This window comes from Planococcus chinensis, assembly GCF_042681545.1.
Classification (GTDB): domain Bacteria; phylum Bacillota; class Bacilli; order Bacillales_A; family Planococcaceae; genus Planococcus; species Planococcus chinensis.
Window position 1 is genome coordinate 230,465 of the sequence record NZ_JBHUFW010000004.1, and the last position, 14,172, is coordinate 244,636.

At 46.6% G+C, this 14,172-nt stretch carries 13 protein-coding genes and 1 riboswitch; of the genes, 11 read left to right on the top strand and 2 right to left on the bottom strand.

All coding sequences use genetic code 11. The features are described from left to right. The first annotated feature begins 128 nt into the window (after nucleotides 1–128). The 5 genes from ACFSDB_RS03520 (at nucleotide 129) to ACFSDB_RS03540 (ending at nucleotide 5,720) form a co-directional block, all read left to right on the top strand. Nucleotides 129–1,547 (top strand): alanine/glycine:cation symporter family protein, encoded by a 1,419-nt coding sequence (locus tag ACFSDB_RS03520; protein ID WP_204890966.1) that lies wholly within the window; start codon nucleotides 129–131, stop codon nucleotides 1,545–1,547. A gap of 261 nt (nucleotides 1,548–1,808) precedes the next feature. Then, a complete protein-coding gene (locus tag ACFSDB_RS03525) occupies nucleotides 1,809–2,105 on the top strand; it encodes a hypothetical protein (RefSeq protein ID WP_204890965.1) in 297 nt (98 codons plus the stop codon). A gap of 72 nt (nucleotides 2,106–2,177) precedes the next feature. After that, the gene (locus tag ACFSDB_RS03530) at nucleotides 2,178–2,714 is read left to right on the top strand and encodes a hypothetical protein (protein WP_204890964.1); all 537 of its coding nucleotides are present in this window, start codon (nucleotides 2,178–2,180) and stop codon (nucleotides 2,712–2,714) included. A gap of 198 nt (nucleotides 2,715–2,912) precedes the next feature. After that, nucleotides 2,913–2,996: riboswitch (cyclic di-GMP riboswitch) on the top strand. An 80-nt stretch (nucleotides 2,997–3,076) separates the two neighbouring features. Continuing rightward, entirely contained in the window at nucleotides 3,077–4,351 is a 1,275-nt protein-coding gene (locus tag ACFSDB_RS03535) for a DUF5667 domain-containing protein (RefSeq protein WP_204890963.1), read from the top strand. A gap of 361 nt (nucleotides 4,352–4,712) precedes the next feature. Beyond that, entirely contained in the window at nucleotides 4,713–5,720 is a 1,008-nt protein-coding gene (locus ACFSDB_RS03540; RefSeq protein ID WP_204890962.1) for a GNAT family N-acetyltransferase, read from the top strand. Between the two features lie 143 nt (nucleotides 5,721–5,863). Here the strand turns inward: ACFSDB_RS03540 and ACFSDB_RS03545 are convergent, their stop codons facing one another. Then, nucleotides 5,864–6,427, bottom strand: a complete 564-nt coding sequence (locus tag ACFSDB_RS03545) for a spore germination protein GerW family protein (protein WP_204890961.1) — start codon at nucleotides 6,425–6,427, stop codon at nucleotides 5,864–5,866. 260 nt (nucleotides 6,428–6,687) lie between these two features. Here ACFSDB_RS03545 and ACFSDB_RS03550 point away from each other — a divergent pair, with 260 nt between their 5' ends. Then, nucleotides 6,688–7,434, top strand: coding sequence for an MBL fold metallo-hydrolase (locus ACFSDB_RS03550; RefSeq protein WP_204890960.1), 747 nt, complete (start codon nucleotides 6,688–6,690; stop codon nucleotides 7,432–7,434). Nucleotides 7,435–7,511: 77 nt separating this feature from the next. Then, complete coding sequence (locus tag ACFSDB_RS03555; RefSeq protein ID WP_204890959.1) at nucleotides 7,512–7,961, top strand: RidA family protein; 450 nt, start codon at nucleotides 7,512–7,514, stop codon at nucleotides 7,959–7,961. A 147-nt stretch (nucleotides 7,962–8,108) separates the two neighbouring features. Here ACFSDB_RS03555 and ACFSDB_RS03560 read toward each other — a convergent pair whose 3' ends face one another. Beyond that, nucleotides 8,109–8,930, bottom strand: a complete 822-nt coding sequence (locus tag ACFSDB_RS03560) for a neutral zinc metallopeptidase (protein ID WP_204890958.1) — start codon at nucleotides 8,928–8,930, stop codon at nucleotides 8,109–8,111. A 373-nt stretch (nucleotides 8,931–9,303) separates the two neighbouring features. Between ACFSDB_RS03560 and ACFSDB_RS03565 the strand changes: the two genes are divergently transcribed. The 4 genes from ACFSDB_RS03565 to ACFSDB_RS03580 all read left to right on the top strand — a co-directional run bounded on the left by ACFSDB_RS03565 (nucleotide 9,304) and on the right by ACFSDB_RS03580 (nucleotide 13,735). Then, nucleotides 9,304–10,299 carry a GNAT family N-acetyltransferase gene (locus ACFSDB_RS03565; protein WP_204890957.1) on the top strand — a complete coding sequence of 332 codons (996 nt, stop codon included), beginning with the start codon at nucleotides 9,304–9,306 and terminating at the stop codon, nucleotides 10,297–10,299. Between the two features lie 59 nt (nucleotides 10,300–10,358). Continuing rightward, entirely contained in the window at nucleotides 10,359–11,186 is an 828-nt protein-coding gene (locus ACFSDB_RS03570; protein WP_204890956.1) for a PGN_0703 family putative restriction endonuclease, read from the top strand. Nucleotides 11,187–11,444: 258 nt separating this feature from the next. After that, complete coding sequence (locus tag ACFSDB_RS03575) at nucleotides 11,445–12,455, top strand: NAD-dependent epimerase (RefSeq protein ID WP_204890955.1); 1,011 nt, start codon at nucleotides 11,445–11,447, stop codon at nucleotides 12,453–12,455. Further along, nucleotides 12,455–13,735 (top strand): nucleotide sugar dehydrogenase, encoded by a 1,281-nt coding sequence (locus ACFSDB_RS03580; RefSeq protein WP_204890954.1) that lies wholly within the window; start codon nucleotides 12,455–12,457, stop codon nucleotides 13,733–13,735. The genes ACFSDB_RS03575 and ACFSDB_RS03580 overlap by 1 nt, the downstream gene beginning before the upstream one ends. Nucleotides 13,736–14,172 lie beyond the last annotated feature (437 nt).

A 14,172-nucleotide genomic window follows, 5' to 3' on the forward strand; every position in this document is an offset into this window, starting at 1 on the left:
TTTATATTCTGTTCCAATGCTCTCTTGCCCTTGATTCATATTTTATTAATGAATTTCCCGATTCAAGTTTAAAACATCTTTCCCAAGGGAAACATTTCATATACTGAAATATTATAGGGGGAAAGAAATTGGATCGTTTTTTACAGGGAGTCGCTGATTTTTCAGCGTGGTTATGGGGCATCCCTCTCATCACGATGTTGCTGTTATCAGGTCTCTACATGACATTTAAACTTGGATTTTTTCAATTCCGTTATTTTGGCTATATCGTCGGACAGACGTTTGGCAGTGTGTTCAAGAAACCGAAAGGCGAAGGGACGGTCACGCCGTTTCAGGCGCTGACGTCCGCGCTTTCTTCCACGATCGGCGCAGCGAATATTGTCGGGGTGCCGGCTGCGATCATGTTCGGGGGGCCGGGCGCGGTTTTCTGGATGTGGGTCATTGCGCTAATCGGCATGGCGCTCAAATTCGCTGAAAGCGTACTTGCGGTCGAGTACCGCGAGAAAAATGCCAACGGGGAGTTTGTCGGCGGGCCGATGTATTACATGACGAAAGGCTTGAACATGAAGTGGCTTGGCGTCTGGTTTTCCTTCGCCTTGATGATCGAATTGATCCCGAGCATCATGGTGCAGGGGAATTCGATTGCCCGTACGGTGGAAACGACATTCGCGATTCCTGCCCTATGGACGGGCATTGCAACTGCCGTACTGATATCGGTCGTCGTCTTCGGCGGCATTCAGCGGATTGGGAAAGTGACGGAGATATTTGTTCCGTTTATGGCGTTGTTCTATGTCGGCGGTGCAGTTGTGATTCTCGTGATGAACGTCAGCGCAGTGCCGGAATTCTTTAAGCTGATTTTCAGCAACGCCTTTTCTCCGGCACCTGTCATGGGCGGGTTTGCCGGTGCAGCGATTGTCGAAGTCATCCGTTGGGGCTTTGCCCGCGGCCTTTATTCGAATGAGGCAGGGCTTGGCACAGCGCCGATTGCGCACGCAGCTGCCATGACCGACCATCCTGTAAGACAAGGGTTCTGGGCCGTCATTGGCGTGGTCGTCGATACGCTGATCGTCTGTACCGCAACGGCATTTGTGGTGTTGTCATCCGGTGTCTGGACGGGCGAAGGGGCCATGGACAATTCATCTGCATTGACGAGCTTGGCATTTGAATCGTATTTCGGTGAATTTGGCGCGATTCTTGTCACTATCGCCTTGATATTCTTTGTCCTTTCAACGATCCTGGTCGTTGTGTTCTACGGCGCGAAGCAGGCGGAGTTCCTGTTCGGTACGAAAGCTTCCTACGGCATGCAGGTGGTTTATATCCTGGCCGTCATTTTCGGCGCGGTCGGTGCAGCAGAAGTGATTTGGGGCTTCCTCGATATCATGCTCGCGGCCATCCTCATTCCGAACGTCATCGCCATCCTGCTGCTAAGCGGGAAAGTGAAAGCACTGACGACCGAGTTTTTCACATCGGAAGAGTATTACAAGAAAGACCAGAAAGAGAAGAGAAGGAAAAAAGCAAGAAAAGCAGCGAGAGAGGGTTACGAGTACTAACACGATCCCAGCTGAATAAAAAGTATGAAAGCCTTGAACACTCGAGTAGGAGAGTTCAAGGCTTGTTTTGTGTCAGGGACTTAAGAGATTCATCGTTTTCGGATGAGAGCGAGGAGGGGATCGGTTTTCTTCGCAGGATAGAGCTGCTGATGGAAGGGAGTAAACATGGCAGTGTCTCTGCCCGTTTAAGGCTCGATTTAAAAGGCATTTTATGAGCATGTTTCCAGTGGGTTAGGGAATAAGAAAAGAAGAGGATGCATCATGGCTATGCAGACAATTTATTGTGGAAAGAGGGATAGGATGGATTTAAATACGCAAGCGATTGAAGATTTAGTTAGTGCTGAGGAGTTAAGAGCAGTGAAGGAGTACTTCGAAACCAATGAGTCTGGAATACTGAATGAACTTGCTGAAATCGATCAACACATCGCATTACGCCCTTTAGCGATCATCTTCGAGGAGCCGGACGAAGAACTGCAAAAGCGTTACCAAGCGATGAGTTTTTCGAAAGAGGTTAAAGAAGATGGAAGTGAAGGAGTAGTTGCGGAGCTGGTGAAATAAGTGGAGTGAAGAGCGTCCGTTGGGGCGCTCTTTATTATTTGCTATAATATGGAATAAAAGAGGTGAGAGTAGATGAAGAATAAACTGTTAATCTGGTTTTTAGTCATTTCATTAATGGCTAGCGGGTGGTTTCTCTATAAGTGGCAGAAGGCAGAGAATATATATGAAGGAAAATTGGCTTCTAACCTTGAACAAACTACCCGTAATGCCGGTTTTATGATGGGGGTGAGTCCGGCGCAGATTTCAGCTGACCCTACATATATTAGGCTTAAACTGGAGGCGCTATCAGATGCCTTCGCAGCCGCTTCTGATATGTCGCATCCCGAGATGGACGTTTCGATTGAGGAAACCGACTTTAAGTATCTTTGGGGCGCACATCTCATCCTTGAACGGAACTATTTGCCGATCATTGAAAAGCTGCAGTATACGGATCAACCCCTTTCTAAAGATGATGAAGAAAAACTGATGCAGCTTAAAACTAGTTTATTCGAATCCGGATTGATTGGTGAATATGAACATCCGAGCGCGACGGATTCCTATATGCGGGCGGTTAAAGAATTCCTGCGGCTCGAAGGCGCCCTTTCTGACGTTGGGAATCTTAAACTATAGGCGAGCTGCTTCTATCATGGGGAATTGTTTGCGTGCCTGGCACGCAAACAATTCCCCAAAAACATAAAATGAAATAAAAGGAAATAAAAAATGTCTTAAAACCTATTCTACTTTCTTCTGCTCGGAGTAAAATGGAATTAGTGAAAGAAAGGTTTTTCTACATGCCGAAAGCAAGGGCAACGTAAACGCCATTCTTCATTTCAATAAAGGCAAAGCTTTCGAAAGAAAGTGACGCAAAGTCTCAGGCCTAAAGCCTTGTGCCACGGCGGCTGGGCTGCTGAAGAATGGTGAATGAAAACTTTCCCGGTTGATTTCTAAATTCTTCTGATTCAAATACAAATTTGATTTGGGAGGTTTTATTTTTGGTTAAGGGTAAAAAGAAGATGCAGCGATATTTCGCAGTGGGGTTGGTGTCGACGGCAACTGCGTTCGGTTTGGGCTCGACCCTCGTTTTCGCAGACGGGCACGAGGCAGAAGAGCAGGAAGCAGTAGAGACTGAAGGGGTTGAAACGCCTGAAGAAGTTGAAACGGACGAACCTGCCCAATTGCCGGGGGACTGGTTCTATTTCATTAAAAAGCTGCAAGAGAATGTGCAGCTTGCGTTGACGTTCGATGATGTGAAGGAAGCTGAACTCTTTGCTTCATTCGTGGAAGAGCGGATTCAAGAAGCCGAGGCTTTGTTTGCCCAAGGCGAAGTGGAGCTCGCGGTTGAAACGCTGGAACGGGCGATTGCCCAGCAAGAGGAAGCGTTAAAGGCGTATGAAGAGGCAGCACCGGAAGAAATAGCTGCTGATGAAGAAAGTGCAGAAGATGAGGCTGGTGATGAGCCGGCAGATCCGGAGGCAGAAGAAGGCGAAGCTGCTGAGGAATCCGAGGAGGCACCGGTCGACGAAGACCGTGCGGCATTGGAAGCAAAATTCAGTTCCAACCTTCTAGCATTGCAAGCTGCACTGGAGAAAGTAGAGAATCCGAAGGCCAAAGAAGCACTGGCGAAAAATGTGGTGAAGGCCCAGGAACGCTTGGAACGTAAAATCGATAAGAAATTGGCGAAGCTTGAAGAATCTGTCGGAGAAGAAGCTCCAGAGGAAGAAGAAGTGACAGAGGAAGAAACAACTGAAACTGAAACAGAAACAGGAGATGTCATCACAGAAGGCCCTGAGGAAGAAGCTGCAGATCCGGCCGAGCCGGAGGTAGTAGAAACAGAAGAAGGCGAAAGCTTCTCGGTAATGGGCGCAGCTACAAAGAAAAATGTGTCCGCTGAAAAACCAGCACAACCCATTGTAAAAAATGAGACAACGAAACAGGCAGAGCGGAAAGCAACTCCGCCAGTGAAGAAAGCAGAACCAAAAGCGGCTGCACCAGTGAAAAAGGCAGAGCCAAAAGCAGCTGCACCAGTGAAGAAGGCAGAGCCTAAAGCGGCTCCTCCGGTGAAAAAAGCGGAACCGAAAGTGGCAGCACCAGTGAAGAAAGCGGAACCGAAAGCCGCTCCGCCGGTGAAGAAAGCAGAACCAAAGGCCGCTCCGCCGGTGAAGCAAGCAGAACCGAAAGCAGCTCAGCCTGAAAAGAAAGCAGAGCCAAAAGCAGATAAACCCGAGAAACAAGATGCTCAGGACAAAGGGAAAAGTCCTAAGGATTGATTGAGGGTTTGTAAGACGACAGATCCAGTTGGTAGAACATGCAGCCCTTGACCGGGAAACCGGTTAGAGGGCTTTTTCTTTGTTGGCGCATGTAATCCAATGTTCAAAAAGTTACCGGCATAAAGTTAGGGTCTCCTGTTGGTGCCCACTTTATTTATTTCAGGTAGAGAAAAAATTAACTTCATTTTAACCTTGTTTCTATAGATTGAAAATTAAAGGGAAAGTTTTCCTATTTATTTCGGCTCAGAAAATTAAATAGGACAAGAGAAGCTTGTGGTACGGTCGCAGATTGGAAGAATCAAGAAAGGCGGCAGAAGAAATCGGTGTGTATCAAGTCACTTTTCAGAGGAGACGGGGCCATATGAAGGATTTATATTTCGAAGAGAACTACGGGAAATTGTATGAAGCGATGGAAGGCGGGGAAACGGTGGTTTTCGATTTTTCACACCATGCTGGACGGATTAGGCATCTGTTCATCAAACGGGAAATTCCATATCCGCTGCAGGGCGGCCCCTTTTACGACCTTGTGACACCTTATGGATACGGCGGACCTTTGATTCTCTATGTGGAAGCAGGGCGCAAGAGTGAGTTGGTGGCAGAGTTCGAGCAGGCCTTTCAGTCGTATTGCAAGGAGAACAAAGTGGTCAGCGAATTTGTCCGTTTTCATCCGCTCGTTGAAAATGCGCAGGATTTTACGGCTTGCTATGAGGTGACTTTTTACCGGCATACGATCATAACGAATTTGGCAGCCCATGAAGATCCGATCCAGCAGGAATACTCCAGCTCGTGCAGACGAGATATCCGGCATGCGCTGAAGGCCGGTATGGAATACCGGATTATCGAAAAACCTGAGAGCCTGGCGCTGTTCAAGACCCTTTACTATTCCACGATGCAGCGCAATGAAGCAAGCCGATACTACTATTTCGACGATGCGTATTTTTCCAAGTGCTTGGAGCTGTTCAAAGAGAACCTTGTCCTGGTGGAAGTATGGTACGAAGGACAAGTGATTGGCATGAGTTTGAATTTCACCAGCGGCAAGATTCTTCATGCCCATCTGACGGGAACGTTGAAAGAATTCCATCATTTATTTCCTGCGTTGATCCTGCAATATGGCTTGGCTGTGTGGGGGAAAGCGAACGGTTTTGAATTGGTCCATCATGGAGGCGGACGGACCAACCTGCCGGATGATACATTGTATTTGTTCAAGAAGAAGTTCGGCAGACAAGCGGAAGGTGAATTTTTTGTCGGCAAGAAAATCTGGAACGCGGATGTGTATGGGGCGTTATGTGAAGCGACAGGGAAGCGGGGAGATCAAGCATTTTTCCCGGCGTACCGGGCGGAAATTGAAGAGAATTCGCACACAGTGTAGCAGAGGGAAATTCTTTGTATGACATGGGTGTCTCTCTTGCTGAAAGGATTTAAAAGAATCTAAGCAGCTTGTGGACCGATAAAAGCCGTCTGGAATGAAGCATTCCAGACGGCTTTGCCATTTTCTTAATCGGCTAACTTCGCTTAATCGCTGTGTCCCATGCCTTCCATGTGCATGCCTTGGCCTTTCATGCCCGTGCCTTGGCCTTTCATGCCCATGCCTTGGCCTTTCATCTTCATCCCTTGCCCTTTGGTTTTGCAACGGCCGCCCATGCGCATTTGGCCTTTTTTCATGTGTTCCATGCGGCCGGGCTTGTCCTGGTTGGATGTCATCATAAAGGCGAGTCCGACTGTCATGAGCGGCAACAAGAGGATGAGTTCAATCGGGACGATCGGCCGGTAGACGGCTTTGTCGGAAGTCACATCAAAGATGCCGACGGGCTTGATCTGGAACGCACCGCCAGCTCCCTCGCCTTGGCCGCCTTCCAGTTCCTCTGAGCCGGGTGACCCTTCATCGCCTTCCCGCTCAAAGCCGAAGCCGGCCCCTGCACCGACGCTGTATTTGACCTTGGCTACCGGGATGATGGTCCGGCCTTGCATCTCGATCGGGTCGCCGTAGACGAGTGAAACGTCGCGTACTTTTGAAAACTTTTCGAAAATCGGAAGAAGCGGAGACGATTTGAATGGTGTAAACACTTTTTCATCCATGTTCTTCATTCCTTTCAAATAGAGTGCACCCATGGCAAAGTACCGGTAGTTTTCTGTGTCCGAAGCGGCGGCAGTTGCATCCCCCGTGAAACTGATAGTGTATAGATTCGCCCTCTCCGGAGGTATCCCTTTATTTTATTTCTGGGATTGCCGGTTTTCTTCTTCAGGCGCATACTGGATGAAATGGAATTGCATAAACAAATTGAAGACAGTGCATCTAGGGGATGGAATACGATACTTGCAATTGAGAGGGGATTTGCATGAAAATTTTTCAGAGCTGTTTATGGCAGACGAACGCGACGCTGATCGAAGGGGAGGAGGCGTGCTTTCTGTTTGATCCGACCTTCTATCCGCATGAATTGGCGCAAATCAAAGCGGCGCTTCCGGACAAGCCGTTGAATGTGATTTACACCCACGCGGACTGGGATCACATTGCCGGGTTCTCGGAGTTTTCGTATGGGCATACAATTGGCCATCAAAAGATCAAGGAACGGCATGATCCGATGGCGAAGGTGCGGGCATTTGATCTGCAGTGGTATGTCGCACGGGACAAAGCGCTCGGGGAGCTGAGGATTGATCAGGAAATCATGGAGGAGACGACCCAATCATTTTCGGATGATACGCTCCTTTTCTTGCCAATACCGGGCCACACGGATGACATGATGGCGACGTTTTTCCTGGAGCGCAAGCTGGTGGTAGCAGGCGACGTGTTATCGGATCTGGAATTCCCGTTCGTCTTTTATTCCTGCGTAAAATACATAGAGAGTTTGGAGAAGATAAAAGAGAAGATCATCGAACATGGCATCCATACGCTGGTTCCGGGGCATGGCCGTGCGATTGTTGATTCGCAGGCGGAGATTCTCCGGCGAATTGAGGAGGATTTGGAATATCTTCAAGGGTTGCTGGCTGGCAGGAAGGATGCGCTTTACCGGGGACAGCCGATTCCGGAACATTTGATAGCGCGGCATGAAGGGAATATTGAGTTTGTTGAAAAGGAATTAAAATAGCTTCCATTTTTTAAGGGATTACCAAACGGCAGTGGTTGCACCAGAATAGGGCATTAATGTAGAGGAGCTGTATCGAAATGGACAAGATAGAAGAAACCAACCACCCGATTCCCCAGGGGAAGTATGTTCCGGCCACCCGGTTTAACAACCTGATCTATACCGCCGGGATGACGCCCAGAGATAAGGGCGTTCTGATCCAAAAGGGGAAAGTCGGCACCGACCAGCCCGTTGAGGCGTATAAAGCGGCAGTCAGGCAAGCGGCTGCCAATGCGCTCGCTGCAGCGCGGAATTTGCTTGCGGAAGGGGAGCGGTTTGAACAAATCGTTTCGCTCACCGTGTATCTGAACGCAGACGACACATTTGAAGCACATTCTGCGCTCGCCGATTTTGCTTCCGAATACTTATACGAACAATTGGGCGATGCGGGAATCGGACCACGGACAGCTGTGGGCGTGGCGTCGTTGCCAGGCGGTGCACCGGTCGAGATTCAATTGGTTGCTGGTGTCGTTATGGAAAGCGGAGAATAGATATAAATTGGCGAAAGAAAGCCGCTCCCGGGAATCTACATTTCTGGGAGCGGCTGTTTTGTTTATATGACAGCTATGCAGATTTTATTGGCATAGGGATTGCAGATTGCGTGCTGCAAATTTTAGATTTTGCTTTTGATAATCCGTTTAATAACGCGTGGTCAAATACGGTTCGCAGCTCGCAGCCTTTCCGGAGTCATAGCCAAGCAGGAAAGCCTTTGTACGCTCTTTCGGCGTCCCGTGCGTCGGATCTGTCACCGACGGGTCTTGGCCGATATCCGCCAGTGTCCGCTTCACTTCCTGGATATCTGTAGCGTCCAGAAGGCGGCGCGCGTTTACCGAATGGACCCATACGCCCGTCATGCAATCGGCGTTCAGCTCAAGGCTCCGGGAAGTCGCTTTCGGCGCTTCGTCGCCGTTTTCCGGCAGCCAGCCGCGTTCGGTCTGCAGATTATGGGCGTATTCGTGTGCCAGGACAAACGCCACGGAGAAATCGCCGGGCTTGTATTTACTTGGCGGCTCCGCATTGGTTTTATAGGTTCCTTCCTTTAGCTGCGTGGCCATTTGCAGGGTCATGACAATCCGGTCATCCGTGCTGCAATAGAAGGCCAGCGCCGGCTCATCCGGTGTGTCAAGAATGCATTCGGTAAGAACGGGCTTTCCAGCAGCCGGGAATGAATACCCGGCGTCCGGTTTTGCGTAGCCATCCTTCACCATGAGCGGAGACCAAAAAGCTTCGACATCCGCCAGGACGTAAACAAGAAAATCATGCATCGAGTAACCCTTCGGCAGGCCCTTGGTGAACGCTTGGCTGACGGGAGCCGCTTCTTTCGCTGCCAAGGCGGCAGGTTGGAGAACGACAGTTTCCTGATTTTCTGCCGCTTGCGTTGGGGGCTGAAGGGTATTCCATTCAGGGATCAGCAGGAAGACGACCATGGCTAGTAGGATCTGGGATGTCTTTCTCAACATGATGATCATCTCCTCGTTTGCGATTGGAATATCCAGAGGCGGGGCGGTGATTTAATTTCAGAATGTTTTGTTAAACTTTTATTATTCTATCACATAATTGATAATCGGATAGACTTTTTTTATTTGAAAATGCACAAAAAGGAAGTAATCCATTTGCGGATTACTTCCTTTTTTCGCTTGGCTAATGACAATTGTGGGCTCCGCTTAAAGCTTTATATCCGGAACAAATGAATTTATTGGATTAAATAGGTTTTGGAAGAGGTTTTATTCAGCAAGTTTAACTTCCTTTTAACCTGCCAGGATTAGGATGAAGGCATTAGATGGGATACGTATACTTTCCGCTCCTGTACATAAAAGAAAAGAGGGGATTTCAATGAGGGATCTATTCTTTAACCAGCCCGGTGGCCGCTCCTATGAAACGGTCGGCGACGGCGCATGTGAAGTGTTCGAGTTCCAGCACAGCAAGGGGACGGTGAAGCATACGTTCCTGAAGCGGGAAATCGCGGTGAAGGTCGATGGCGAAACCTACTACGACCTGGTCACGCCGCTCATGTACGGCGGACCGGTCATCTCGGGCTGCAGCGAAGGGGACAAATGGGAGCTCGTGGACGAGTTCCAATGGGCGTTCCAGTCGTATTGCGAAGAGAACAACATCATCTGCGAGTTTGTGCGCTTCCACCCGGTGCGGTCCAATGTGCTGGATTTTGTCGGCTATTACGATATCGATTACGCAGGCGAAGGCTTTGCGACGGACCTCGCCTCGTTCAAAAGCCCGGAGCATGTGGAATTCTCGGAGCCGTTCAAATCGATGATCCGGAATGGCCTGTGCGCAGGCGTCGAGTATTCGGTCAGCACCGAACCGGCGCAGTTCGAGAAGTTCAAGCGATTCTATCTTGCCTTGTCGAAACACGCGAGTAGCATCGGCCCGGACGATCTCGACGGACCGTATTTCAATAAATGCATGGAATCGCTCGGCGGCAAGCTCGTTGTGGTGGAAGCGACGTACAAGCGCATCACGATCGGCATGAGCCTGAGCTTTATCGACGAAAACGAAATCTGTTGCCACCTGGCTTTGACGCTCCCGGAATTCGAATCGCTGTCGCCCGCGCACGTCATGCAATACGGGCTGACGCTGTGGGGGAAAACGCACGGCTTCGAGCGGATCCATCTGGGCAGCGCGAACCCGAAAGAGGGGCTGTATCTGTACAAGAAGCAGTTCGCCTTGAACACGAGCTTCCGGCAATGCGTGGGGAGCAAGGTTTGGAATCCGGAAGTTTACCGGAGGGTTTGTGCGGGGGATGGGGTTGTATTTCTGCCGGGGTTCTGGGCAAAGGGGACTGGGTCACTCAATGGGACGGAAAAGCATTAAAAAGAAACGCGATTTAACGATCTGAAAAAAAGAAACATATATTGGCGGGAGGAATTGGGTTGGCGTTTAAAAAGGATATGGAAAAACATTTATCGGATTACAAAGTGAATCGGCTTGGGGTTGAGGAACCTGGCAATTGGGGCATCGATGATTATGAACATATACTGCCTGTCAGCCATAAAAATTTGAACCTGTTGGAGCCGTATCGAATTGATTTGGCGAATCACATAGAGGAAAAAGGCATCAACCGGCACTGGGGCTTTCATCATTTAACCTCTTCCCAAGCGGTTTGCCTAAATTTTTTTTATCCAATCATGAAGGAAAAGCAGCTCTCAGCACTTTTGGAAGTTCTGCAGTTGGAAGATGAAGATGTAAAAGAATGCAGTTTTGAAATGGAAGTAGCCGGAGGGGACGGTACAAATTTCGACTTTTACATCGAATTGGCTTCGGGGAAGAAACTCTTCTTTGAAATCAAATATACAGAAGACGGTTTTGGAAAAAAGAAGGCGGGCATCGACTATCGGTCAAAGTATGACTCCTACTATCAGGAAGGATTAGCCGAAAAGCTTAAACCAGGTCTCGATGATTATGAAAGTTTCATGGATGACTACCAATTGATGCGCAACATCTCTTACATCGATGAGACAGGCGAGAACTTATTAATCATCATTTATCCGGAAGGCAACCGGAAGATCCGCAAGGAATACGATGCCGTCCTGGCTAATGTGATCGAGCCGAGTTACCAACCCAATATCCGTCTTCTCACATGGGAGGACGTGTGCACGGGTGTCATGGAAGTGCTGCAGGACTCGAATGCTTCTGGCCGCTTGCTGAACCAGTACTCGGATTTCGCTGAAAAGTACCTTCCGCTGGAGGGAGAGGATTGATGCGGAGTGAGAGGGAATTGTTATTGGAAATTTATCGATCTTTCGGCAAGGTCAGCACTTTTCCAATAAAAGAGATTCGAATACTTCCATTTGGTAAGTCAACGTTTTATTATATTCCTATTTATTTAGATAAACAAAATATTTACGCTCTCATTTGAAGGCTTAAGTTATCAACAGAAGATATTTAATTGACGACATTATATGTGAGTATTTTAATCTCTATACAAAATATATTCTAAGAAAAAGTGAGGTTATCCCATGAGAATATTAATAACTGGTGTAGCTGGGTTCATCGGTTTTGCTTTAACGCAAAAATTATTGGAGTTAAACTATTCAATAATTGGAATTGACAATCTTAACGATTACTACTCAGTAACTTTAAAAGAATCCCGTTTGGATTTATTAAGGAATTCGAATTTTATATTTTATAAAACAGATTTAGAAGATAGCAAAAAAATTTCGGAGATTTTTGAACAAAACCAGCCGCATGTAGTTATAAACTTAGCTGCACAGGCCGGAGTCAGATACAGCCTAGAAAACCCAAAAGCATACATTGATTCGAACATTGTCGGGTTTATAAATATTCTTGAAGCTTGTCGTCATAATGAAGTTAAGCATCTTATCTATGCATCTTCTAGCTCTGTATATGGAGCAAACACCTCCTTGCCGTTTTCGGTCCATGATAACATAGATCATCCATTAAGCTTATATGCGGCGACCAAAAAGGCGAATGAACTGATGGCGCATACATATAGCAGTCTCTACAAAATACCTACTATAGGGTTACGATTCTTCACAGTATATGGCCCTTGGGGCAGACCAGACATGGCATTGTTTATGTTCACAAAAAATATCATCGAAGGTAAACCAATCAATGTTTACAATAATGGGGAAATGATGAGGGATTTCACTTTTGTAGACGATATTGTAGAATCAATTTCTCGATTGATCGAAAAACCTGCACTTCCTAATCCGGACTGGTCAGGCGAAAATCCTGATCCAGGTACAAGTTATGCACCTTATAAAATTTATAACATCGGAAATAATAATCCTGTTAATTTAATGGACTTTATTGAAGCGATTGAAGAAAAAGTAGGCAAGAAAGCAATAAAGAATTACATGCCGCTTCAAGCAGGGGATGTTCCTGCGACTTATGCAGATGTAGCGGATTTATATCGAGATATTGATTTCCAGCCACAAACCCATATTAAAGATGGTGTAGGGAAATTCGTCGACTGGTATATTGACTACTATGGAGTGAAATTATAATGGATAGAAAAATCGGAGTTGTGGGATTGGGCTATGTCGGGTTGCCGGTGGCAGTGGCATTTGGAAAAGAACATAGAATCATTGGATTTGATATTAACGAAAATCGGATTTCTACATTAATACAAGGAACTGATTATACAAATGAAGTAACGGGAGAAGAGTTAAGAGAAGCTTCAATTGACTTTACTTCTGATGGGGCAAAACTTAAGGAAGCTGATTTTGTCATTGTCGCTGTACCAACACCAATCAATGAGCATAAACAGCCTGATTTGACGCCTCTTATCAAAGCATCCGAAACTGTAGGAAAAAACTTAGCAAAAGGTACAATTGTCGTATTTGAATCCACTGTTTATCCAGGAGCTACTGAAGAAGTCTGTGTACCTGTGCTTGAAAAGTTCTCTGATATGAAATGCGGTGTCGATTTCTTCGTAGGCTATTCACCCGAGCGGATTAATCCTGGAGACAAAAAACGTACCTTTACAACAATTACGAAAGTAGTCTCAGGCCAAACCCCCGAAGTTCTTGAAATTGTAGCAGCTACCTATGCCAGTGTTGTAAAGGCTGGAGTCTACAAAGCGAGTTCAATTAAAGTAGCAGAAGCGGCGAAAGTCATTGAAAATACACAGCGTGATGTCAATATTGCATTGATGAATGAGCTAGCGCTAATTTTTGACCGGTTGGATATTGATACTACTGAAGTGCTTGCCGCAGCGGGAACAAAATGGAATTTCCTTAACTTTTCTCCAGGTTTAGTAGGAGGCCATTGTATCGGAGTTGATCCATACTATCTCACACATAAAGCGCAAGCAGTTGGCTACCAGCCGGATGTTATTTTAGCGGGACGCCGAATCAATGACGATTTAGGAAAGTTCATTGCTAGAACATTGGTGAAAAAAATGATTAAAGCTGGCATTGGCGTACAGGGTGCAAAAGTCACTGTACTGGGACTTACATTCAAAGAAAATGTGCCAGATCTACGCAATTCGAAAGTGATAGATGTCATTCGGGAATTGCAGGAATATGATGTTGAAGTTCAAGTGACAGATGCAGAAGCGAATGCTAAAGACGGGTTGCGGGAATACGGCGTCTCATTGATTGAAATGGACGACTTAGAGAAAGCTGATGCAGTCGTTTTAGCGGTTCCTCACCGGGAATACCTTGAAAAAGGATGGGATAACGTGCAGTCGTTGCTGAAAGATGGAAGTGGAATCGTAGTGGATGTTAAAAGTGTATTGCCACTGAGCGAAAAACCGGAAGCGTTGAAATTATGGAGACTCTAACTTGTAGAAAGCTCGTGTTTAAGCAATTCACCTTGACTGTTTGTAAGTTTTTATCGCTTTTAAATATCTGTAAAGCAGCAATTGCAATAAAAACGGTCAGATTCCAATTACAATACGAGGCTACATTGTGAATGCTGTTCTCTTCAAACATTCTGCGAAGGGATATAAAAATAGAGAAACGTCTTTCAATGAGTTGGAAATTGCTGATTGAAGGACGTTTTTCTCTTCCTTCATAACTGAATTTTTAGTTCACTTAACCTTCTTTTAACTTGCTTCTATTAGGATGAGGTCAAGTTATAAAGAAGAGGTTATTTTGTGAAAAGAATTAAAGATAAAAAATTACTTTACTCATCCTTGCTTTTTGGTAAAAGATCTTCCAAACCAAATTTTGTTTATCTTCATTAATCTTTCTGTATGTTATATAGCTTTTTCGTACA

Coding starts and splice junctions, on each gene's coding strand:
- ACFSDB_RS03575 (WP_204890955.1), top strand. CDS start 11,445: ATGAGAATATTAATAACTGGTGTAGCTGGGTTCATCGGTTTTGCTTTA.
- ACFSDB_RS03550 (WP_204890960.1), top strand. CDS start 6,688: ATGAAAATTTTTCAGAGCTGTTTATGGCAGACGAACGCGACGCTGATC.
- ACFSDB_RS03565 (WP_204890957.1), top strand. CDS start 9,304: ATGAGGGATCTATTCTTTAACCAGCCCGGTGGCCGCTCCTATGAAACG.
- ACFSDB_RS03545 (WP_204890961.1), bottom strand. CDS start 6,427: ATGGATGAAAAAGTGTTTACACCATTCAAATCGTCTCCGCTTCTTCCG.
- ACFSDB_RS03560 (WP_204890958.1), bottom strand. CDS start 8,930: ATGTTGAGAAAGACATCCCAGATCCTACTAGCCATGGTCGTCTTCCTG.
- ACFSDB_RS03530 (WP_204890964.1), top strand. CDS start 2,178: ATGAAGAATAAACTGTTAATCTGGTTTTTAGTCATTTCATTAATGGCT.
- ACFSDB_RS03525 (WP_204890965.1), top strand. CDS start 1,809: ATGGCTATGCAGACAATTTATTGTGGAAAGAGGGATAGGATGGATTTA.
- ACFSDB_RS03540 (WP_204890962.1), top strand. CDS start 4,713: ATGAAGGATTTATATTTCGAAGAGAACTACGGGAAATTGTATGAAGCG.
- ACFSDB_RS03580 (WP_204890954.1), top strand. CDS start 12,455: ATGGATAGAAAAATCGGAGTTGTGGGATTGGGCTATGTCGGGTTGCCG.
- ACFSDB_RS03555 (WP_204890959.1), top strand. CDS start 7,512: ATGGACAAGATAGAAGAAACCAACCACCCGATTCCCCAGGGGAAGTAT.